24 protein-coding genes are annotated in these 19,109 nt (G+C 58.4%); 11 read left to right on the top strand and 13 right to left on the bottom strand.

All coding sequences use genetic code 11. From position 1 onward, the window contains the following. Positions 1 to 40: 40 nt before the first annotated feature. The 9 genes from Ga0074115_RS11190 to Ga0074115_RS11155 all read left to right on the top strand — a co-directional run bounded on the left by Ga0074115_RS11190 (position 41) and on the right by Ga0074115_RS11155 (position 7,515). Positions 41 to 772, top strand: a complete 732-nt coding sequence (locus Ga0074115_RS11190; protein ID WP_005959695.1) for a protein phosphatase CheZ — start codon at positions 41 to 43, stop codon at positions 770 to 772. Between the two features lie 80 nt (positions 773 to 852). Beyond that, positions 853 to 3,060 carry a chemotaxis protein CheA gene (locus Ga0074115_RS11185; RefSeq protein ID WP_060528522.1) on the top strand — a complete coding sequence of 736 codons (2,208 nt, stop codon included), beginning with the start codon at positions 853 to 855 and terminating at the stop codon, positions 3,058 to 3,060. Between the two features lie 187 nt (positions 3,061 to 3,247). Further along, a complete protein-coding gene (locus Ga0074115_RS11180; RefSeq protein WP_057957013.1) occupies positions 3,248 to 3,991 on the top strand; it encodes a flagellar motor protein in 744 nt (247 codons plus the stop codon). Positions 3,992 to 4,003: 12 nt separating this feature from the next. Next, positions 4,004 to 4,882 carry a flagellar motor protein MotB gene (locus Ga0074115_RS11175; protein WP_057957012.1) on the top strand — a complete coding sequence of 293 codons (879 nt, stop codon included), beginning with the start codon at positions 4,004 to 4,006 and terminating at the stop codon, positions 4,880 to 4,882. Next, the gene (locus tag Ga0074115_RS11170; RefSeq protein WP_060528521.1) at positions 4,879 to 5,676 is read left to right on the top strand and encodes a ParA family protein; all 798 of its coding nucleotides are present in this window, start codon (positions 4,879 to 4,881) and stop codon (positions 5,674 to 5,676) included. Before Ga0074115_RS11175 ends, Ga0074115_RS11170 begins: the two co-directional genes overlap by 4 nt. Beyond that, positions 5,673 to 6,281: a chemotaxis protein CheW gene (locus Ga0074115_RS11165; protein ID WP_057957011.1), complete on the top strand. Its 609-nt coding sequence runs from the start codon at positions 5,673 to 5,675 to the stop codon at positions 6,279 to 6,281. The genes Ga0074115_RS11170 and Ga0074115_RS11165 overlap by 4 nt, the downstream gene beginning before the upstream one ends. Positions 6,282 to 6,353: 72 nt before the next feature. Beyond that, positions 6,354 to 6,836, top strand: a complete 483-nt coding sequence (locus Ga0074115_RS11160; RefSeq protein ID WP_057957010.1) for a chemotaxis protein CheW — start codon at positions 6,354 to 6,356, stop codon at positions 6,834 to 6,836. Positions 6,837 to 6,943: 107 nt separating this feature from the next. After that, positions 6,944 to 7,120: a hypothetical protein gene (locus Ga0074115_RS16315; RefSeq protein ID WP_157292746.1), complete on the top strand. Its 177-nt coding sequence runs from the start codon at positions 6,944 to 6,946 to the stop codon at positions 7,118 to 7,120. Continuing rightward, positions 7,120 to 7,515, top strand: a complete 396-nt coding sequence (locus Ga0074115_RS11155) for a DUF2802 domain-containing protein (protein ID WP_232433059.1) — start codon at positions 7,120 to 7,122, stop codon at positions 7,513 to 7,515. Before Ga0074115_RS16315 ends, Ga0074115_RS11155 begins: the two co-directional genes overlap by 1 nt. A 121-nt stretch (positions 7,516 to 7,636) precedes the next feature. Here the strand turns inward: Ga0074115_RS11155 and soxZ are convergent, their stop codons facing one another. The 7 genes from soxZ to Ga0074115_RS11120 all read right to left on the bottom strand — a co-directional run bounded on the left by soxZ (position 7,637) and on the right by Ga0074115_RS11120 (position 13,959). Beyond that, positions 7,637 to 7,954 carry a thiosulfate oxidation carrier complex protein SoxZ gene (gene soxZ, locus Ga0074115_RS11150; protein ID WP_057956894.1) on the bottom strand — a complete coding sequence of 106 codons (318 nt, stop codon included), beginning with the start codon at positions 7,952 to 7,954 and terminating at the stop codon, positions 7,637 to 7,639. Between the two features lie 46 nt (positions 7,955 to 8,000). Continuing rightward, positions 8,001 to 8,477, bottom strand: coding sequence for a thiosulfate oxidation carrier protein SoxY (gene soxY / locus Ga0074115_RS11145; protein ID WP_006475290.1), 477 nt, complete (start codon positions 8,475 to 8,477; stop codon positions 8,001 to 8,003). Positions 8,478 to 8,866: 389 nt separating this feature from the next. After that, on the bottom strand, positions 8,867 to 10,369 hold the full coding sequence (locus Ga0074115_RS11140) for a M48 family metalloprotease (protein WP_060528520.1): 1,503 nt from the start codon (positions 10,367 to 10,369) through the stop codon (positions 8,867 to 8,869). Between the two features lie 102 nt (positions 10,370 to 10,471). Further along, positions 10,472 to 10,900, bottom strand: a complete 429-nt coding sequence (locus Ga0074115_RS11135; protein ID WP_057956892.1) for an FKBP-type peptidyl-prolyl cis-trans isomerase — start codon at positions 10,898 to 10,900, stop codon at positions 10,472 to 10,474. Positions 10,901 to 11,073: 173 nt separating this feature from the next. Beyond that, a complete protein-coding gene (locus Ga0074115_RS11130) occupies positions 11,074 to 12,291 on the bottom strand; it encodes a vWA domain-containing protein (RefSeq protein ID WP_057956891.1) in 1,218 nt (405 codons plus the stop codon). A gap of 16 nt (positions 12,292 to 12,307) precedes the next feature. Next, on the bottom strand, positions 12,308 to 13,351 hold the full coding sequence (locus Ga0074115_RS11125; protein WP_057956890.1) for an AAA family ATPase: 1,044 nt from the start codon (positions 13,349 to 13,351) through the stop codon (positions 12,308 to 12,310). A 53-nt stretch (positions 13,352 to 13,404) separates the two neighbouring features. Then, on the bottom strand, positions 13,405 to 13,959 hold the full coding sequence (locus tag Ga0074115_RS11120) for a hypothetical protein (RefSeq protein ID WP_057956889.1): 555 nt from the start codon (positions 13,957 to 13,959) through the stop codon (positions 13,405 to 13,407). A gap of 247 nt (positions 13,960 to 14,206) precedes the next feature. Between Ga0074115_RS11120 and Ga0074115_RS11115 the strand changes: the two genes are divergently transcribed. After that, positions 14,207 to 15,244: an Sfum_1244 family protein gene (locus tag Ga0074115_RS11115; RefSeq protein WP_057956888.1), complete on the top strand. Its 1,038-nt coding sequence runs from the start codon at positions 14,207 to 14,209 to the stop codon at positions 15,242 to 15,244. Here Ga0074115_RS11115 and Ga0074115_RS11110 read toward each other — a convergent pair. Together Ga0074115_RS11110 and Ga0074115_RS11105 are read right to left on the bottom strand one after the other, a co-directional pair. Beyond that, the gene (locus tag Ga0074115_RS11110) at positions 15,235 to 15,975 is read right to left on the bottom strand and encodes a sulfite exporter TauE/SafE family protein (protein WP_057956887.1); all 741 of its coding nucleotides are present in this window, start codon (positions 15,973 to 15,975) and stop codon (positions 15,235 to 15,237) included. The two genes, Ga0074115_RS11115 and Ga0074115_RS11110, sit on opposite strands and share 10 nt — an antisense overlap. A gap of 5 nt (positions 15,976 to 15,980) precedes the next feature. Next, a complete protein-coding gene (locus Ga0074115_RS11105; protein WP_057956886.1) occupies positions 15,981 to 16,298 on the bottom strand; it encodes a hypothetical protein in 318 nt (105 codons plus the stop codon). A 71-nt stretch (positions 16,299 to 16,369) separates the two neighbouring features. Here Ga0074115_RS11105 and Ga0074115_RS11100 point away from each other — a divergent pair, with 71 nt between their 5' ends. Next, complete coding sequence (locus Ga0074115_RS11100) at positions 16,370 to 16,750, top strand: hypothetical protein (RefSeq protein WP_057956895.1); 381 nt, start codon at positions 16,370 to 16,372, stop codon at positions 16,748 to 16,750. Between the two features lie 139 nt (positions 16,751 to 16,889). On the opposite strand, the gene Ga0074115_RS11095 is transcribed toward Ga0074115_RS11100, so the two are convergent. From Ga0074115_RS11095 to Ga0074115_RS11080, 4 genes are all read right to left on the bottom strand, one after another. Next, positions 16,890 to 17,234 (bottom strand): TusE/DsrC/DsvC family sulfur relay protein, encoded by a 345-nt coding sequence (locus tag Ga0074115_RS11095; RefSeq protein WP_057956885.1) that lies wholly within the window; start codon positions 17,232 to 17,234, stop codon positions 16,890 to 16,892. A 75-nt stretch (positions 17,235 to 17,309) separates the two neighbouring features. Further along, the gene (locus Ga0074115_RS11090) at positions 17,310 to 17,969 is read right to left on the bottom strand and encodes a type I-MYXAN CRISPR-associated protein Cas6/Cmx6 (RefSeq protein ID WP_057956884.1); all 660 of its coding nucleotides are present in this window, start codon (positions 17,967 to 17,969) and stop codon (positions 17,310 to 17,312) included. Positions 17,970 to 17,982: 13 nt separating this feature from the next. Then, positions 17,983 to 18,687: a hypothetical protein gene (locus Ga0074115_RS11085; RefSeq protein ID WP_060528519.1), complete on the bottom strand. Its 705-nt coding sequence runs from the start codon at positions 18,685 to 18,687 to the stop codon at positions 17,983 to 17,985. A 27-nt stretch (positions 18,688 to 18,714) separates the two neighbouring features. Further along, the gene (locus Ga0074115_RS11080) at positions 18,715 to 18,891 is read right to left on the bottom strand and encodes a hypothetical protein (protein ID WP_005959717.1); all 177 of its coding nucleotides are present in this window, start codon (positions 18,889 to 18,891) and stop codon (positions 18,715 to 18,717) included. Between the last annotated feature and the right edge of the window lie 218 nt (positions 18,892 to 19,109).

The raw sequence follows: 19,109 nt of genomic DNA, 5'->3' as shown, positions 1-19,109 counted from the left end.
CATTTTGTCGGTATAGCAGGCCCTAGTCGGGAGAGACCAGATGCAGGAAACACCGGATATTGGTACTGCTCGTCTGGAGACGGCACGTGCTTTGGTCGAAATGCTTGAGGCAGGGAAAAATCAGGAGGCCGAGCAGCTCATCGCAGAGCTGTCGCTGGGAAGAGAGAGCGAGCTGTTTCAGGAGGTTGGCCGTCTGACGCGCGAACTGCACGAAGCGATCAACGGCTTTCTGCTGGACGCACGTATGGCGGAGCTGACCGAGATCGACATCCCCGATGCCAAAGAGCGTCTCAGCTATGTCATTACCATGACGCAACAATCGGCGGACCGCACTTTGACGGCTGTTGAGAAGAGCCTGCCGCTGGTGGCTGAGATGGAAGGGCGGGCGAAACAGCTGGCAGGAGAGTGGGATAAATTCCGTTCTCGACAGCTGAACAAGGACGAATTTCAGGAACTCAGCTTGGCGCTTGATGGTTTTCTAAAAGAGTCAGCCTGCAGTGCCGCTGCCCTGCATGAAAACATCTCAGAGGTATTGATGGCGCAGGACTTTCAGGATCTGACCGGGCAGATCATCAAGAAGGTGATCGATCTGGTGCAGGATCTGGAGCAGCGTCTGGTGATGCTGGTGCGGATTACCGGCCAGCGGATGGAGGTAAAACGGGAACAGCAACCAGAGAAGCTTGAAGGGCCTGTGGTGCCTGGGGTGGATCAAGGGGATGTGGTGAACGGTCAGGATGAGGTGGACGACCTGCTTTCAAGCCTCGGATTTTAGTTCTGCGTTGAGTTGCCGACACACCTGCATGTGGAACTAGGAAAGTTTTTGAAGGTGTCAGCGGGCTTCGGGAGCAAAGCATGGCGATCGATGTAAATGATGAAATACTGCAGGATTTCCTGGTAGAGGCAGGAGAGATTCTGGAGCAGCTGAGCGAGCAGCTGGTGGATCTGGAGCAGCGGCCGGAAGACTATGACTTGCTGAATGCGGTATTTCGTGGTTTTCATACCATCAAGGGAGGTGCTGGCTTCCTCGGTATCGAGGCCTTGGTCGAAGTCTGCCATCGGGCTGAGGATGTTTTCAACGTGCTGCGCCAGGGGCAACGTAGCATCGATGCCAATCTGATGGATGTGGTCTTGAACGCACTGGATGTTGTCAACGAGATGTTTGACAGTGTACGGAACGGCATCGAACCAGAGCATGCAGCCCCGGCGCTGATCCAGAGTCTGCACAGTTTTTCTGTTCCCGAAGCTGAAGCCGGGGCTCAAGCCAAGTCCTCCGGAGAAGAGAGTTCCCAGGTTCAGGCAGCTGCACCTGCAGAGAGTGTGGCGCCCGCGACAGCTAAGAAGGGTGAACTCTCCGATGCAGAATTCGAAGAGCTGCTTGAGTCGATTCAGGAGCCCGCACACGCTGCCATACCCAATGGCAACGACAAGATCACTGAGGATGAGTTTGAGAATCTGCTGGATGAACTGCACGGCAAAGGTAAATTCACCGGGATGCCCACTGCCGCTGTGCCCGGTGAGGCACAATCGGCAGCTGAGTCAGATTCGATAACCGAACAGGAGTTCGACAATCTACTCGATGAACTGCACGGCAAGGGCAAGTTCAAGCCACCCGCTTCCGCTCAGGCAGTTTCTGTCGGCGCTGATGAGATCACCGAGGAGGAGTTTGAAGCCCTGCTGGACGAGCTGCACGGCAAGGGGAAGTTTGCCGGCGCTTCGGCGGCTACCGCAGCCAGCCCGGAACAACCCGTGGTGCCGAAGACAGATGCTGCGCCCCAGCAGGCGGCAAGCCCCAAGCCGCAACAGGCTGCAGAATCTAAGAAAACAGAGCCGGTACCAAAGACAAAGCCCGGATCCGCGCCAGCAGTCCCCAAGACTAAACCCGCCAAGGCGGAGACCACGGTTCGCGTCGATACGCAACGCCTGGATGACATCATGAATATGGTGGGTGAGCTTGTATTGGTACGCAATCGACTGGCCACACTAAAGGCGACGCTGAATGATGAAGAGCTGGCGAATGCGGTGAGCAATCTTGATGTAGTGACCTCGGATTTGCAGCTGTCGGTGATGAAGACCCGCATGCAGCCGATCAAAAAGGTGTTTGGCCGTTTTCCCAGAGTGGTCAGGGATCTGGCTCGCAGCCTGAAAAAGGAGATCGATCTGGAGATGGTCGGCGAGGATACCGACCTGGATAAAAATCTGGTGGAGGCGCTCGCCGACCCGCTGGTCCATCTGGTAAGAAACTCGGTGGATCACGGTATTGAGCAGCCGGAAGAGCGGGAGCGCATGGGTAAGCCGAGACGTGGCACAGTGCAGCTGGCAGCCGCACAGGAGGGTGACCACATCCTGCTCTCGATCAGCGATGATGGCCACGGGATGGATCCCGATGTGCTTCGCCGCAAGGTGGTGGAGAAGGGGCTGATGGACCAGGAGAGCGCCTCCCGGCTCGATGATAGGGAGTGTTTCAACCTGATCTTCCAGCCTGGGTTTTCCACCAAGACCGAGATATCGGATGTCTCCGGCCGTGGTGTGGGGATGGATGTGGTGAAGACGCGGATTGCGCAGATGAACGGCTCAGTGGAGATCGATTCAGAGTTGGGGCGCGGTAGCGTGATCACCATCAAGTTGCCGCTGACCCTGGCGATTCTGCCTACCTTGATGGTAATACTCAGTACCCAGCCGTTCGCTCTGCCGTTGGCTAATGTGGTGGAGATCTTCAATCTGGATCTGAAACGGACCAATGTGGTGGATGGTCAGCTCACGATCATGGTGCGTGAGCGTGCGCTGCCGTTGTTCTATCTACGGGAGTGGCTGGTGCCCACGGCCCCACCAAGAGATAAGGAGCGTGGGCTCGGTCATGTGGTGGTGGTCAATATCGGCAATATTCAGGTGGGGCTGGTAGTGGATGAGCTTATCGGTCAGGAAGAGGTGGTGATCAAACCACTTGGCGCCATGCTGCAGGGTATGGAAGGCATGGCCGGCGCCACCATCACGGGTGATGGCAAGATCGCATTGATACTCGACATGCCCGGGCTGATGCGCAAGTACGCCAGAAAATTCTGAAGCTGCTGCCATGCCAGACAGGTAGACCAGGGTATCGGGACTGATGTATCTGGAGAGAGAGGCAGGTAGTGAACATGGTGTTGCGCTCCAAATATCTCACATCTTTCGAAGCCCATCGTTGTGTTGAGGTGGGCATGCTGCTTGGTATGCATGTCGTGATGGAGTGTGGGGCTGAAGAGAGGTCTAGATGAGACCGGATATCCTCAGTTTTGTTGGCCTGATCATCGCCTTCATGGCGATTATCGGTGGTAACTGGCTCGATGGGGGGCACATCGACGCCCTGCTGAATGGGCCAGCGATGGTGATCGTGATCGGAGGCACCGTCGGTGCGATTCTGCTGCAGACACCAATGAACGTATTTTCCCATGCGATACGCCTTACCGGCCGGGTGTTTCTTACGCGTCACAACGACATGAGCGCCACCATCAGGAAAATGGTGGCGTGGAGCAATATTGCACGCAAGGAGGGGCTGCTTGGATTGGAGCGTGTTGCAGAGGAGGAGCCTGATCCTTTCATGCGCAAAGGTATGCAACTGATGGTCGATGGCGGTGAGCCTGAGGTGATTCGTTCCATCCTGGAGATGGAGGTGGATGCCACAGAATTGCACGATCTCCAGGCAGCCAAGGTGTTTGAGGGGATGGGTGGTTACTCGCCGACGATTGGCATTATTGGAGCGGTGATGGGCCTGATCCATGTGATGCAGAATCTGGCCGACCCGAGCAAGCTTGGCAGTGGTATCGCTACCGCCTTCGTGGCCACCATCTACGGTGTTGGGCTGGCCAATCTGGTGTTGCTGCCGGTTGCGGCAAAACTCAAGACTCTGGCTGCCTACAACAGCAAATACAGGGAGATGGTGATCGAAGGGGTGGTGGCGATTGCTGAGGGTGAAAACCCACGCAATATCGAGATGAAACTGACAGCTTTTCTCTGATGAGATAATTCGATGGCACGCAGCAGACGCAAGAGAGTAGAGGAGCCTGTCCATCACGAGCGGTGGATCGTCTCCTATGCCGACTTCATTACCCTGCTATTCGCCTTTTTTGTGGTCATGTATTCGCTCTCATCGGTAAATGAGGGCAAATATCGGGTGCTCTCCAATACTCTCTCCCAAGCCTTCAAAGAGGCGGGGCGCACGTTGGAGCCGATCCAGTTAGGCGAGTTGAAGCGGGATCAGGGCAAAGCCGATGCTGTGGGTCAGAAGAGCGCGCTGATCGAGACTGACGTGAAACTTGGCCCGGGCACCTATGAGGAGTCGGGCAGCGAGCCGGTCAATCCGCATCGCAGCCTGCTGGCGGAGAGCGGCAAAGCGAAAGGAGGGGTGAGCGAGGCCCAGCGATTGCAATATCTCAGCGCAGCGATCGGGGATATGTTAGCCCCTTATGTGGAAGCAGAGTTGATCGATGTCGACTACAAAGATGGTCGTGTGCTGGTGGATATGAAGAACAAACTGCTGTTTCCCAGCGGTAGTGCAGAGCTGTCGCGAGTGGCGCTGAAAGTGCTCAGGGATATCAGCAAGATTATTGGCGTACTACCAAACCGGGTCTGGGTTGAAGGCTATACTGACAATCGCCCGATCCGGACTGATGAGTTCCCGTCGAACTGGGCGCTCTCCGCGGCCCGTGCAGCGAGGGTGGTGGATCTGATCAGCCGCTTGGGGGTGGAGCCGAAGCGGTTGGCGGCGATCGGCTTTGGTGAATACCATCCGATTGCGGACAACTCTAGTGAAGCGGGTCGGCAGAAAAATCGGCGCGTGACCCTGGTGATCATCGGTCAGGGCATGGAGTCGGATCTGATGTTCGGCAGGCTGGGTACAGGACGGTGAAAGTCTGGACGGTCGCCAACCAGAAGGGGGGGGTGGGTAAGACCACCACCGCCGTCAGCATCGCCGGTCTGCTTGCCAACTGGGGAATGCGTACCCTGATGCTCGATATCGATCCCCATGGTTCGTTGACCAGCTACTTTCGCTACGATCCCGAGATGGTCGATGAGAGTGTCTACTCGTTGTTCAAGGCGGTGGCGGACAAGCGAGATGTGGACCCCGCCAGCCTGATCTATAACACCGGCACCGAAGGGCTAGATCTGATCCCCGCTGCGATGGTGCTTGCAACCCTGGACCGTCAGGCGGGCAGGCTGGATGGCATGGGGCTGGTGCTCAATAATGCATTGGCACGCCTGCACGACCGCTATGATTATGTGGTGATCGATTGCCCTCCCATCCTGGGAATACTGATGATCAATGCACTCGCCGCCTGTGAACATTTGATCATTCCGGTGCAGACCGAGTTTCTCGCCCTGAAAGGGCTGGAGCGTATGCTGCATACCCTGCGGATGGTACTGAAAGCACGCGCCACGCCGCTTCCCTACACTATTGTGCCCACCATGTATGACATACGCACGCGGGCTTCGGTGGATAGCCTGAAGGTGTTGCGTGAGACATATAAGGAGCATCTCTGGCAGAGCCTGATCCCGGTCGACACCCGTTTGCGGGAGGCGAGCCGGGTGGGTATGCCGCCATCGATGTTTGATCCTAATTGCCGCAGTGTTGCCGCCTACACGGAGTTGCTGCAGGAACTTCAGCGTGAAGGGGAGCCGCTCTCCCGGACCGGTACCAGATGATCAGGTCGGTTGAATACGAACAGCCAGTTGTCAGTTTGGCTGAAAAAGATCTGGCCCTGACCAGCTACCTCGATATGTTGCTGGCGGAGGTGGATGAGCTGCTGCAAGCCCCATCGCCTGTTGAAGTCGAGGCGCTGGATGGTGTCCCCAGCCCATCAGAAGGGCTGCGGTTTTCGCCGAATTGGTCGAAAACACCGTTTCAGACACTCCTGTTTGAGGTGGAGGACGTCTCACTGGCTGTGCCACTGGTTTGTCTCAGTGAAGTCGCGGCCTGGGATGGCCAGTGTGCCGCTGTTCCGAAGCAACCGAAATGGATGCTCGGTGTGCTGATGAGACGAGATGAACTGGTCGGAATTATCGATACGGCACAGCTGATCATGCCGGAGCGGTCTGTAGGAGAGTGCTCAAAGGGTTATCTGCTTCTGGTGGATGAGGGGCGAATCGGCCTGGTGGTGGACAGGGTCTGTGAAACGACAACTCTGGTCAGGGGCGATGTTTGTTGGGCCCGAGAGGCAAGTCGTCGTGTCTGGATGGCGGGCGTGATAATTGAACAACTTGTTGTGCTGTTGGAAGTGGATGGGCTGGTGGGCATGATCAATGGTTGATCGGCCCTCCAGTTTGGCATCTTGCAGATTTATAGATTCAACTCATCGAAACGATGGGTGTGAGGTAAGGCAATGAACGAAATGGCAGCAGAAAGTGAATTCAACGATGCAGTGATTCAGTTGGTGACCTTTCGTCTGATGGATGAGAGCTACGGCATCAATGTGATGAAGGTGCAGGAGGTGCTCCGCGTTTCCGAGATAGCCCCGGTTCCTGGAGCACCATCATTTGTACTTGGCATCATCAACCTTCGTGGCAATGTGGTAACAGTGATCGATACGAGGAGTCGTTTTGGGTTGCCCCCCCATGAGGTGGATGATGCCAGCCGCATCATTATCATCGAGTCGGAAAAACAGGTGGTAGGTATCCTGGTCGATTCTGTAGCCGAAGTGGTCGAACTGCGTGAGACGGGGATTGATGCGGCACCGAATATCGGTAGTGAGGAGAGTTCGCGCTACATTCAAGGGGTAGTAACACAGGAGAACCGCCTGCTTATCCTGGTCGATCTGAACAAACTCCTTACCGATCAGGAGTGGGCTGCGATCAAAGCCTTCTGATGCCGGCCCCTGGAGGCGTCAGGCCAGCGCATTGAATCATCCCCTTGAGCCACTATAGTGTCGGGTAGTGAAAAGATAGTTCTGCGTAAGAGGGGGGGGACATCGTCATGCCTGAAATTGGTGAACAGAACCCGTTAAATCCGCTCTATCCCATCACTCCGGCGAAAAAACCGGAGAAGCGGGAGAAGCCCAGACCTCCCGAGGAGAGAAAAGATCGCCGACCCAAGCGCCAGTCCGATGAGCAGGATGATAATGGGAAGCCTCATATCGATGAGTATGCTTGATGGTTGACAGCAGCATTGCAATTGTTGCGGTCGTTTTGTGCCTTCTGATCATTCTGGTAGGGGGGGTGGCGTTGCTTGTGACCGGACGTCGTTTCCGCAATGAATTATCATCCCTGAGAGGTGAGGTTGAGACCCTCAAACAGTCTGTTGGCGCGCTCTGTTCCAGTGCAGTGGGTGTGGATAAGCGGGTAATCCGGCTGGAGCGCCGCGGGCGTGATCTAGAAGAGCGCCAGGAGACCATTGAACACAACAAGGCTGGCGATCATCCCCCCTATGCGGAGGCGATCCGCCTGGTGCAGCAGGGGGCCAGCGCAGAGCAACTGGTCAATGAGTTGGGGATCAGTGGCGGGGAGGCCGATCTGATCGTGATGCTGCACCGCAACAGTCAGGCTTGATTGTGACGGCGGGCGTCTCTCGCCGACCCTGCCGATTCCACCATTTCACTTCTCTTGCGGGCACGAAAAAGCCGGCGATGCTGTAAGACTTCGCCGGCTTCGTAAGCGGTCAGAGTGGATCTTATTTGATCTTTGCGACCTTGCTGTCGCTGCCGCCTTTATTATCGCTCCAGCTTAACTCGATTTCATCGCCCTTGGCGCCACCGGTAAACTTGAAAGAGAGATAGGGGTTTTTGGATACACCGCCACTGAACAGTGCGGTTATCACGGTATTCCCCTTGTGTTTGCAGGTGATTTCCTGGATGAAGTGGGCCGGGATCAGTTTGCCGGTCTTCTTGTCCTTGCGACCGCCGGTCTCCATCGGGTGGGTCATCAGGGCCTTCACAGTGGTGACGTCACCCTTGGCCTTAGCCCGGATCTTGATGCTAGATTTCGCCATTTTTCTCTATACCTCTGTATCTGTTCTTCCGATGCTGTTGTGGGGCTTAACCGCCGCAACCGCCGATGGTGACCTTCACGCCCTTGCGTGCGCTGTAGAGCTTGCCGCCGGCTTTGACAACACCGATCACATCGCCGGTCTTGCCCATCTTGATACGGGTGGAGACGAAACCGCTTGCGCCCTGTCCAAGGTTGAAGGAGGCAACCAGAGGTACCGGGTTGTTGGAGGCGATGATGGCGATAGATTCCACGCCGCCGATGCTAGTCTCAACGGTGACAGGTACTACGGCACCGTTCTCTGCGATGTCCGGGGCCTTGACCCGGATATCGGTGGAAGGCTCGCTGGTGTCTGATCCCATCAGAGCGCTGAGTGCTGCCGGAATCTCCTTTGCTTCAAAAGCGGCTGAGGGCCAGGCGGCCAGCACTTGCTGCGGCATCAGCAGGCCCGCGCCTGCAGCCATGCCTACTGCGCCGGCAGCCAGTGATCCTTTGAGGAAGATCCTGCGTTTCATGTCGGTACTCATCAATAATTCTCCTGACTGAGAAGATTAGGGGGCGATAAATATCCACTCTCCGACAAGCGCGTATGCCCTCGAGAGGAGCATAAGCATATCGGTACTGCTGTATTTGGAGCCTGATTGGCGTCTAAAGTTTCACTTGTTGGGAAAGCGGTTTTTTTCTCACACAGGTGGGGTCTGTTATCGCTTCTGTTTTTCGCGACCGCTGCCTGTATCACCTTGTCAAGGTAGGCGGTAAGAATACCCTAACTTCAGGTGATGGCAAGTAAAAATTGCCTATATATTAGTAGTTTATAATGTTTACGGCAGTACTTCCGCAGGCCTCGGATGGGTTTGCTGTGGACCGCCTAATGGTTAACCGTAATGCTTGTTTGTGTTTTATCCTGCAACGGAGATCATTGAGATTTGGCCTGTGCTTCCGAGTGTCGTTGCTGCAGCTCCTGCAGGCGGGCCTCAAGCTGTGACTGAAGATAAAAATCCCCCTTGTCGGGTTGCTTCAGGGCAATCTCGAGCTGGTTGATGGCGGCAGCCAGATCCCCCTCGAAGACATAGGCCTCGGCAAGCTGCCGGTGAGATTCAGTCTGTTTGCCCCGGGCCTGTGCGGCGCGGGCGGCAAGTCGCAACAGGCGCGGCTCCCGGGGACGAAGCGCGCGCAGTTGATCGATAACCTTATCGACCTCGCTCTGCTTTCCTGCCTTGAGCAGAGTCTCCGCATAGTGAATTGCCAGCGGGTAGTCGTTCGGTAGCAGCAGGTAGGCTGTCTGCAAAGTCTGTAGAGCCTGCTCCATCTCCCTCCGGGCGAGGGCGATGCGGGCCTGTACCTGGATATAGCTGGTTTCAGTGGGACGCTGTTTCAGCAGTGGCTGTAGCATCTTCTCCGCTTGATCGGGATCGCCGGCTTGCTGCAGTGCCAGCACATAACCAAAACGGTGCGCCTCCTGGTTAAGATAACGCTCTTGCTTCAGGCCTTCTGCATAGTATTTGACGGCGTCGGCCGGCTTATCATAGTGGCTGACCCGCAGCATTTCCCGCACCAGATAGTAGCGATGGCTGCTGGTGTACTGGCGATAGGGGTAGGTATCTGCCCGGTTCAGTGCATCGGCGATACGGTTGGTGGTGACCGGGTGGGTGCGCAGGATCTCCGGGATGCCGTTTTCGTAGAGGCGGCTGGCATCGGTCAGGCGCTCGAAAAAGATTGGCATCGAACGCGGATCGAAGTTGGCGTCGGCCAACAGGCCTATGCCCACATGGTCCGCCTCCTGCTCGTTGCTGCGAGTGAAGTTGATTTGCTGTTGCAGGGCGTTCGCCTGTGCTCCGGCGGCGATAGCCATACCCGCCTCGCCCGATGCGCTGGCTCCGATCAGCACCGCGGCGAGCAGCAGTGCGGCGGTCTTACCGCTCATCCGGTTGGCTGCATCGAAAGCGCGTAGCAGATGTTTCTGGGTGACGTGGGCGATCTCATGGGCGACCACCGAGGCGAGCTCGCTCTCGCTCTGGCTGGCCAGGATCAGCCCGCTGTAGATGCCGATGTAGCCTCCCGGACCGGCAAAGGCGTTGATGACCGGTGAGCGGATAACAAAGAAGTGGAACTGGCCGCCCGCTGCATCACTCTGTTCGACCAGCTGTCGCCCCATCGACTGGATATACTCGTCGATCAGCGGCTCATCCACTACGTCCTGGGTTTCCCGAACGTTTTTTATGAACTCCCGGCCCAGACGCGTCTCATCGGCCGGAGTCAGATATTGATCCGAAGGTGAGCCCAGTTCCGGCAGCAGGATCCCTCCCGGCGCTGGCGCGAGATCGCCATCGGCGGCGAAGCTGAGCGAGACGACGGCAGCGAACAGGGCCGTGATGAGCGCCAGCAGCAGCGGAATGGATGGGCGGGTGAATCGTTTCATGAACCTTATGGAGTCTATCCGGCGGCGGGAGTTCCGCCTGATCTTGAAATCTGGCCTGGCAAAGCCCCTGACGGCTGGTCAGGGGCGCCAGCTTAAGGGCTGTTAGTTGATCGATACCAGTTCGATGGCGAAGGTGAGAGCCTGGCCCGCTAGCGGGTGGTTGGCATCAACACGGATCGAGCTATCATCCATCTCCACCACCGTCATCTGCACCACCTGGCCATCCGGGCTCTGTGCCTGTAGTGGCATGCCGACCTCCACCTCCATATCATCGGGCAGGGCGTTGCGTGGTACATTGTGAACCAGCTCATCGTCACGCTCACCGTAGGCCTCCTCAGCCGGGATCCGTACGCTCTTTTTTTCGCCGATGCTCATGCCGCTGACGGCGCTATCGAAGCCGGGGATCACCATGCCGCTGCCGATCTGAAACTCGAGTGGCTCCTGGCCTTCGGAACTGTCGAACTGGGTGCCGTCATCGAGGGTGCCGGTGTAGTGAATCTTTACGCTGTCGCCGTTCTGTGCCTGGCTCATGGTTGTCTCCAAATGGTGTTGTACCGCTGCATCGGCTTGAAGCTGGCAGAGTCGGGATAGCATGGGCTGGCGAATCTGGAAGCGAAGGGGAGATGACTGGCGGAATGGTAAAACTGCCGCGCAAAAGTAACAGATGGCAGGGAGAGGGACAAATCCCGTGATGTGCCAGGACGTTAGTTGAGCTGAATGCGCTCACCCCAGGGAGTCTTAGTCTTGCCCTTGACCAGCCAGATCACCGGATAGCCCGGCTCCTGCTTGGGGAAGGTGCCCTCTGCATCGGTGAAGTAGACCAGCAGATCGGGGCGCTGGGGCTGCTCGCTGATCCACTTGAACACCGGGCGGAAATCGGTGCCGCCACCGCCCTGGATCTGTTCCGGCAGGGTGAACTCGTCCCAGCTCTCGTAGCGCCAGGGAGCATCTTTGGCGAGCTGTGAATCGCAGGCGAGCAGGGTGATGCAGGCGCGCATCTGGCCTTTGAGGGCGTTGACTTCGGCGAGAAACTCGGTGATCTCGGCGTTGCTGATGGAGCCGGAGGTGTCGAGCGCCACCACCAGTTCCACCTGGTTGCTGCGTAGGCTCGGCAGAATGAACGCCCCTTCGCGGCGGGAGGGCCGCATGTAGCTGAAGTCCTCCCGCGCCATGGCGGTCATATAACGCGCCAGCAGCATCCGCCAGGGCAGCTGCGGTTGCAGCAGGTGATCCACCATGCGTGCCATCTCGCCCCCCATCTTGCCCGCCTGCATCGCTTGCTGGGCGGCACCGGCGAGGCGCTGCTGCCACTGGATGTTGAGGGTCTCCGCCTCATCCGGAGTGAGTGGCTCGGGCTGTTCGGCACCGCCATCGCTAGGCTGCTGGTCTGGGGTCTGCGAGTCTGTCTGATCCGTCTTGTCCTGCTGCAGATCTTTCTCGTTTTTGCCACTGCTACGGTTCTTGGTGTTGTCCTGGTCGTAGACATGGTTGTCGAGCGGCTGCTCGTCATCCTTCTCGTCGAGGCAGGGGTAGATCTCCTCCGCAGTCATGCCCTTGAACTGGGTTAGATAGAGCGAACCAGGCGGTGGCTTGAGGCCGTCGTCGATCAGCAGCGGGTTGATGGCGTAGTCGCAGGCCATGTCCCAGTGCAGCTTGGTGCGGTGCTGGCGACGCGCGAAGTGCGACAGCGCACAGTGCAGCGCCTCGTGGGCGAGCATGAACTGAGTCTCATCCAGGTTCAGACAGTCGATGAACTCCGGATTGTAGTAGAACTTGCGCGCGTCGGTAGCGGTGGCTGGGCACCAGTCGGGATCGGCCGCCTGCAACGGTAGGCGCATCACCAGCGCACCGAGGAACGGTTTGTCGAGGATTAGCTTGGTGCGGGCCGCGGCCAGCTTGGTCTCGATCTTTTCGATATCCATATTTGCTGGTTAAAATTTATTCGTAAAGCATCACATCGGAGATTGCCTGTGCCCAGTCGCCGAACTGGGGCACGCTGAACAGCGTCTCGCCGATCGCGCGGTGCATGTCGGATACCAGCATTACTCCCATCTCACGCTGTGGAAAGCGCTGCGCATAGTCGAGGATGCGCCCCATCACTTCGATCTCTGCGCCGCTCTCTTGGGCGCGGATCGCACGCCCCACCAGGGCGGCGGCGACCGCGTACTGCAGGTCGATCTCCTCCGGCACCGCCACCTCTTCGCCAGCGAGGATCGCATCCAGGTCGGGCATCTTGTCGAGGCTGTTGACGAAGGCGGTCAGCTCGATACCGGCGGCTGGTCCGACACAGGCCTGCAGGGTGCCCTGCAGCAGGTCCGGATGGCTGGAAAATTTCTGCAGACCGCGGTGGGCGAACTCCCAGGAGCGCGGAGAGGGGAAGGCGACCGGATTGTGGGTCGGGTCGAAGTCGAACAGCAGCTCCGGACGGAAGCGCAGGAAGCCGATCACCCGTTCGTCGATGTTGTGGCGGTAGGCCCATAGCACCCAGTCGTCGAGGTGGGTCTCCACCTCGAAGTGGGAGAAGCGGTTGGCGAGTGGCGCCGGCATGCTGTAGGTGACGCCGCGGTCGCCCTGGCGGTTGCCGGCGGCGAAGATCGCCCAGCCCTTCGGTACCTGGTATTCGCCCAGTCGACGGTCGAGGATAAGCTGGTAGGCGGCGGCAGAGACGGTGGGTGGTGCGGAGGTGATCTCGTCGAGAAACAGGATGCCCGCGTCGCCGTGGCGCTCAGCATCGGGCAGGATCGATGGGATCGCCCAGTTGACATGACCGTCGATGCGGAACGGGATGCCGCGCAGATCGCTGGGCTCCATCTGCGACAGACGGATGTCGATCACCGGCGCGCCGTGCTCTTGCGCCACTTGGCGCACCATATCGGATTTGCCTACCCCGGGCGGGCCCCACAACATCACAGGGGTGTGGTGGCCGTGGCGGGTGCTTTTGAACTCCTGCTTGAGGATAGTTGACAGCTGGGCTGGGCGCATAGAGGGTCCTTCAAAGGGGAAGCGTTGCGGGAGAAGTTGTGATGGCTGGGAACTCAGTCGAGCAGGTTGCGGGTCGCCCGGGAGAGCTGCTTGTAGACTTCCGGGCCATCCTTGTCCATCACCTGATCGATCACCCAGCGGTTCTTCTGCTCGTCACCCATGAGCTGCTGGATCTCGAAACCGAGGTGACGGAAGAAGGGGTAGGAGGGGCCTGTATCGCTGAAACTGAACTCGGCATACTCGCCGGAGCGCTGGTTGAACAGGCTGATAAAGCGGTTGGCGTGATCACCGTCGCCGAGCAGGTCACGGGCGTTGTCCTGATAGTGGTCGGCGAGTTTCATCACCAGCGCGGTGATCAGCTCGCGGCGTCCTTCCGCATCGAATTGCGGATGGATGATGCGATCCACGACCTGCACCTCGAAGGCCAGATATTCAGCGATCACGCCAAGGCGCTGCAGATCCGAGTCATAGATGAAGTGTTCGCCGTGCAGGGTGATCGCCTTGTCGAGGGCGATGCGCCAGGCGATGAAAGCGGTGGCGGCGCCGATCTCTCCGGGGGAGCGGGTGGCGTCTTCGTCGTGCCATTGGCTTTTGATTCTGATGGCCAAAAGGGATCTCCGGTTACTGCTTGGCAAGATGCCGTCGGCCCGCATGCGATGCGATTCCGCTGGAAACCAGCGGGAAATTCGGCTTGGCTGAGGTCGGGACAGCATGTTAGGTTGCTTTAAATACCCAAGTATTCTACTGGGATAAGGGTCGATTTCAATGGTTTGAATCCGCCTTGTTTGTGCTGGATCGTGGGATCTGGCGCCAGCGTGAATAAGGTGGGTTGATCTTACCGAGGATTCTCCGGTTATGTCTCTGCAACAGCTCAGCCAGGCGGTACAGTACAACTGCCATATCTCCGACGCGCGCCACGGCGGCGACTACGGACTCTGCACCTACCTGATGAAGATGCGTGAGTATTTTCGCTGGGAGAAGGGGCTGGGTTATGCCGAGCAGTTGCCGAAGGAGGAGGTGGGGGAGTGGCTCGCCGAACGGGAGTCCCTCTGGGAGACACTGGCTGAGGCGGAGTATCGGCCGCTGCCGATTAACGGTGGTGAGTATGCCCCCTTCGAGGTGGAGTCGATCAACCAGCAGTTGCATGCCGAGGGGTTGGTCTACAGCGCCGGCTACGGCATCAAGAACAAACCGCACTTCTTTCTCGCCCAGCTGGAGCGGTACGAACAGCCGCAGGGGATGTTGCTGCTGGTCTCCGGACGTGAGCTGGCGCGGGATCTGAGCGCACCGGCGGCGATGAGCCTGGGGCGGCAGATCTTTCTGCGTCGTGAGTCGTTGCGCAGGCTATTGTGGGAGAAGCTGGAGAGCTGGCGCTGGCACCGACCCGACAATGCCCTTGGGCGCGCCTTCGCCTGCTACGATTTCGAGCAGGAATTGGAGTCCTCACTGGATGCAATGGTGGAACGCGAGATCGAGATGGTGCTGCTGCATGAGCAGGGGGAGTGCCGGGTCGGCGAGGCGCTGGGCGAGTCATGGGGCGAGATGCTGATGGCACTCAGTTTTACCCCGGCGGAACTGATGCTGCGTGCGGTGCGGGATCACTGGTCCGACTGCAGCAGCAGCCTGCCGGGTCTGATCGCGCAGGGGCAGGCGGCCTCGATCCACTTCTGGTTCGGCAACCTCGGCGGGATGCGTCGGGAGCTTTTTCCTGGTGCGCTCAAGGCCTATGAGGAGTGGCGCAGTGCGGGGGGCACGGAGCCGCTGGAGGTGGTTGCCCGCATGGGGCAGGCACACTGGGAGCGGATCGCGATGGAGTCACTGCAGCTTTACCAGCAACAGGGAAGCGAGGCGGCCAGTGCGATCCAACAGCTGATCGGGTCGAATCACCTCTGATAGAGCATCTCGATAGCGCCTGCGCTCATCAGCAGCCCCATCGCCAGCACCAGCAGAAAGGTCAGCCGGCGGTAGTTGTGATCGTCGAGGCGACGATAGAGCGTGATGCCGAGCCAGGTGCCGGCGATCAGCATCGGCAGCGCCATCAGCGCCTGTTCGGCGACTTTAAGGTTGAGCAGCCCGCTGATGCCGTGGGCGCTGGCGGTGATCAGACCTGCAGCGACAAAGAAGAGACTCAGTGCGGCCTTCTGCTGGTCGGCGGACCACTGCTGGGCCGCTACATGCAGGATCACCGGTGGCCCGTTGGTGCTGAAGGCGGCCCCCAGTGCGCCGGAACCGGTGCCGATGCCGATCGGATGGTGCCTGAGCCAGGCGGGTTGCAGCGTTCGTCCCGCCAACGAGAGGGCTGCATAGCCGCTGAGGAAGAGCCCCAGGGTGAGTTTCACCCAGACCTCGGGGGCGTCGATCAGAAAGTAGAGGCCGAGCGGGGTGCCGAGCAGATAGCCGCCGATCAGCGGCAGCACCGGCTTCAGGCTCAGGCTGCGGCGCAGGTGGAGCAGATTCAGACTCGACATGCCGATGCCCAGCAGCACCATCAGCGGTACCACCTGCTCCATCGGTAGCAGCAGGCTCATCAGCGGCACCGCCACCAGCGCGGAACCAAACCCTGACAGCCCCTGCACCAAGCCGGCGAGGGCGGTGATGGCGGCAATCGCGAGGGGGAGTTCCATGTCGATCAGCTGAAGCTGGTCTCCTGCGGTTCGCCGTTGTTGTCGATACGGATCTGGCGGATCTCCGGCATGCGGCTGGCGATGTAGCCGCCCATCAGCAGCGCCAGGTTTTCGTTATGGGTCTCGATGGCGGCCAGCAGTTTGTCGGCGGCGATCTGGCAACGCTGCTGTCGATCGGGCTGCTTTAGCCAGGTCTGTCCCAGGCGCCGGCCGTTGTCCATATCCTTGTCCATCTTGTCGAAGGCGTCTGCCATCTTCTCTTGATATCCCTCGGGGATCTCAAGGTTCATCGAATAGTCGCCAATGATCAGATTCAGTAACATGATTCGCCCTTTAACTTTGTAGACCGGGAGTTGCGCGCATACTCCGATCAGACGTGGAGAAAATCAAGCGTATGAATAAGCGGGAATTGCTGGTGTTGGTAGAACTGGGGGGATACCCCAACTTCGTGCCACTCTATCAGCGCCACAGTTATGCGGTGGAGATGGTTAACTCGGTGCGCAAGGCGCAGGCCTGGATGAAACGGCATCGGCCGGCGGTAGTGGTGGCTGAGTTCTATTCTGATCCGCAGTTCCGCGACCGTATGAGCAACCTGGAGTCGTTGCTCGCCAGCCTGCAGCGCTATTGTGCAGATGCCAAGGTGATCGTCCTGATCGAGCCGCAGTACCGGCCGAAGTTGGAGCAGGTGATGAAGCGTTATTCGATATTTGGTGTTGTCGAGTTTCCGCTCCGGGAAGAGCGACTGGAGAGTCTGCTGCTGCAGGTGGAGGGTTGAGCGTATTGTTGCAGATGCCGGGGCTGTTAAACCTAGTGCGACTGCTGAAGATCAGTGAGGTGTTTGATGGGGCTGAGTTTGTCTTAGGCACAAAAAAAAGGGCTGCGAAGCCCCTTTTTCGGCGCGGTATGCTGGAGGCTTAGTAGCCGCCCTTGCGCTTGGTCTCGGGCAGTCCTGCGACCTTGCTGGCCTGCTTGGCGGGGCCTTTCGGGAAATGGATATAGAGGGCTTTGGCATCTACCTTGGGGAAGTCGGTCCAGACTCCCTTGAAGTGTTTTACCATATTGCGCTCGTTGGGCTGGTTGCCGCCATTGTTGAGGTATTCGTCGCGCAGGTAGTTGATGATGTCCCAGCTTTTTTCGGAGAGGGTAACGCCTTCTGCTTCGGCGATAACCTTGGCGACATCTTCGTTCCACTCGCTCTGATCGACCAGGTAGCCGTTTTCGGTGGCCTCAATGGTTGTGCCATTCACTTCATATGACATTGGTTTCTCCTTCTCGATGGTAACTCGGATGGGTGGGGTGCCCGCCCGCGTAGCTAAAAGTCGTGGGGCGGTATCTTATACAGTCTTATGGGGGACGAACAAGCCGAATCCTCGGTGGCGCAGGGAGCCGACGCCGTGCTGCTGCAGGGTGACCGCATCCTCGTAGGAGAGGCCGGCGACCATCAGGCTGCGGCTTGACTGTGGGCCATCAGGGCCTTGGAATCTGGCCTCTTTGCCGGCCAGGATCTTTTTGAAGCGCAGCCCGAGACGGTGCAGATCGGCGAGCGATTGTTCCAGAAATTGACCTTCATCGTTGCCGGTGTCGGTTGCGACATAGCGGCTGTAGAGAGTGGTGGTAATCCCCAGCGGGTGCGCCTTGGCGCTGCCTATGGTGAGCGGCATGCCTTGGATATGCAGGGTTTTGCCGTTGAGAGCCTGGGCGTCATCGATGCGCGCCTGCGGCAGTCGCAGCTGCAGCCGGGTGCGGCGCGACAGGTAAAGGGTGTCGTCGGATCCCTGGGGACGCTCCCAGCCGTTGCCAGAATCGGCGCCATAGATCAGGTGTAGGCCGCACAGTCTCTCCTCGGCGAACCAAGGCAGTATCCGCTGGATCTCTTCAGAGAGGGCCCAGGCGTGATCCACCGGCAGCGCCTTGCATTCGATGCGGAAGGACAGGTCGAGTACGTTATCGGGTACCACAAACTGATCGTTGTCGCTCTCTTCTTGCCAGTACATCTGCAAACCTCTCTCAGTGGGGGATCTTGGCGCGCAGTGCGTCGCGGTCGAACCACCAGTCGTTCTCGGTGACCAGATCGAGCACCTTGGCCAGGCGCGGCAGGAATTTTCCTGGATCATCCAGCTCCATGCGCTCCACCCAGAAGTCGAAGATCTCTTGTTCTTCGACCTGGCTGTGACGGCGTGCGACCTCTCCGAGCAGCTGGCTGGTAAAGAATTTCAGCTCTTTGCGCTCGGCGCCTTCGGCGCGCAGGTCGACGATGTAGGCGGCAGTGGCGGCGGCTACCGCAGCGCCGTCCGAGTTGTCTGGGGTCTCATCGATCAGGTGCTGCAGCATGGCGACGCTGAGCTCCGGGAGGATAGGGAAGGTCACCGAGAGCCAGATTCCCTGCGCCAACGCCTTGAGTGAGTCGGCTTGCTCTGCCTGGTAGAGGATGTCGCAGGCCTCCACCGCCTGCAGCCAGAGCTCGTTGTCGATCGCCTGCGGGAGTATCTCCTGCACCGCCTTCCAGGCCGCCTCGTTCTGGTCCAGATCGAGCTGGATATAACCGCGCTCCAGGATCAGGGTGAGGCGTGATTCCAATGATGCGTCGGCGGGCAGGGCAGCGAGTTGCTCATCCTTCTCGTCGAGGCGGATCTGCAGCAACTTGCTAGATGAAATGGCGTCCTCGGAACACTCGTTGTCGCCGAGAAAGGTCTCTGATTCAAGGTACTTCACGCGCTAACCTCTTAGTTTGCTGCTGCCTTAGGTAAAGGCCGCCTCGAGGCGGTCTTCCCAATTGTCGGGGGTGTCGGCAAAGGGGGGTTTGACGTCGATGCGGAAGAACATCTCGCGCTTTGACCGTACCTTTATTGCCTGGACCAACTCTTCGAAGGTCTCTAAGTCCGGGTTTTGCATCATCAGTTCGCTAAGGTAGAGCATTTGTGTGACCCTGTGATTCTGTCTGGCCCCTCTCGTGGGGCGATTCTACCGCTCCAGAGGGGGTTTAAAACCGCACAATTTTACTCGGTTATTGGCTGACTGCAATCGACAACAGCTGTTTTGTGATCCGAAGATTAATACCCATATATTGCCGGCTTATTAAGGGAGGGGGGGTAGTGGGTGTGCGATCTTTTTGGGGGAATCCATTATCTCATTGT

Origin of the sequence: endosymbiont of Ridgeia piscesae (genome assembly GCF_001443665.1) — a bacterium.
Lineage (GTDB): Bacteria > Pseudomonadota > Gammaproteobacteria > Chromatiales > Chromatiaceae > Endoriftia > Endoriftia persephonae.
This window is presented reverse-complemented; position numbering and strand designations above follow the sequence as displayed.

Excerpts from the sequence above, each read along its gene's own strand:
- Ga0074115_RS11190 (WP_005959695.1), top strand. The coding sequence starts at position 41 with ATGCAGGAAACACCGGATATTGGTACTGCTCGTCTGGAGACGGCACGT.
- Ga0074115_RS11185 (WP_060528522.1), top strand. The coding sequence starts at position 853 with ATGGCGATCGATGTAAATGATGAAATACTGCAGGATTTCCTGGTAGAG.
- Ga0074115_RS11180 (WP_057957013.1), top strand. The coding sequence starts at position 3,248 with ATGAGACCGGATATCCTCAGTTTTGTTGGCCTGATCATCGCCTTCATG.
- Ga0074115_RS11175 (WP_057957012.1), top strand. The coding sequence starts at position 4,004 with ATGGCACGCAGCAGACGCAAGAGAGTAGAGGAGCCTGTCCATCACGAG.
- Ga0074115_RS11165 (WP_057957011.1), top strand. The coding sequence starts at position 5,673 with ATGATCAGGTCGGTTGAATACGAACAGCCAGTTGTCAGTTTGGCTGAA.
- Ga0074115_RS11160 (WP_057957010.1), top strand. The coding sequence starts at position 6,354 with ATGAACGAAATGGCAGCAGAAAGTGAATTCAACGATGCAGTGATTCAG.
- Ga0074115_RS16315 (WP_157292746.1), top strand. The coding sequence starts at position 6,944 with ATGCCTGAAATTGGTGAACAGAACCCGTTAAATCCGCTCTATCCCATC.
- Ga0074115_RS11155 (WP_232433059.1), top strand. The coding sequence starts at position 7,120 with ATGGTTGACAGCAGCATTGCAATTGTTGCGGTCGTTTTGTGCCTTCTG.
- soxZ (WP_057956894.1), bottom strand. The coding sequence starts at position 7,954 with ATGGCGAAATCTAGCATCAAGATCCGGGCTAAGGCCAAGGGTGACGTC.
- soxY (WP_006475290.1), bottom strand. The coding sequence starts at position 8,477 with ATGAGTACCGACATGAAACGCAGGATCTTCCTCAAAGGATCACTGGCT.
- Ga0074115_RS11140 (WP_060528520.1), bottom strand. The coding sequence starts at position 10,369 with ATGAAACGATTCACCCGCCCATCCATTCCGCTGCTGCTGGCGCTCATC.
- Ga0074115_RS11135 (WP_057956892.1), bottom strand. The coding sequence starts at position 10,900 with ATGAGCCAGGCACAGAACGGCGACAGCGTAAAGATTCACTACACCGGC.
- Ga0074115_RS11130 (WP_057956891.1), bottom strand. The coding sequence starts at position 12,291 with ATGGATATCGAAAAGATCGAGACCAAGCTGGCCGCGGCCCGCACCAAG.
- Ga0074115_RS11125 (WP_057956890.1), bottom strand. The coding sequence starts at position 13,351 with ATGCGCCCAGCCCAGCTGTCAACTATCCTCAAGCAGGAGTTCAAAAGC.
- Ga0074115_RS11115 (WP_057956888.1), top strand. The coding sequence starts at position 14,207 with ATGTCTCTGCAACAGCTCAGCCAGGCGGTACAGTACAACTGCCATATC.
- Ga0074115_RS11110 (WP_057956887.1), bottom strand. The coding sequence starts at position 15,975 with ATGGAACTCCCCCTCGCGATTGCCGCCATCACCGCCCTCGCCGGCTTG.
- Ga0074115_RS11105 (WP_057956886.1), bottom strand. The coding sequence starts at position 16,298 with ATGTTACTGAATCTGATCATTGGCGACTATTCGATGAACCTTGAGATC.
- Ga0074115_RS11100 (WP_057956895.1), top strand. The coding sequence starts at position 16,370 with ATGAATAAGCGGGAATTGCTGGTGTTGGTAGAACTGGGGGGATACCCC.
- Ga0074115_RS11095 (WP_057956885.1), bottom strand. The coding sequence starts at position 17,234 with ATGTCATATGAAGTGAATGGCACAACCATTGAGGCCACCGAAAACGGC.
- Ga0074115_RS11090 (WP_057956884.1), bottom strand. The coding sequence starts at position 17,969 with ATGTACTGGCAAGAAGAGAGCGACAACGATCAGTTTGTGGTACCCGAT.
- Ga0074115_RS11080 (WP_005959717.1), bottom strand. The coding sequence starts at position 18,891 with ATGCTCTACCTTAGCGAACTGATGATGCAAAACCCGGACTTAGAGACC.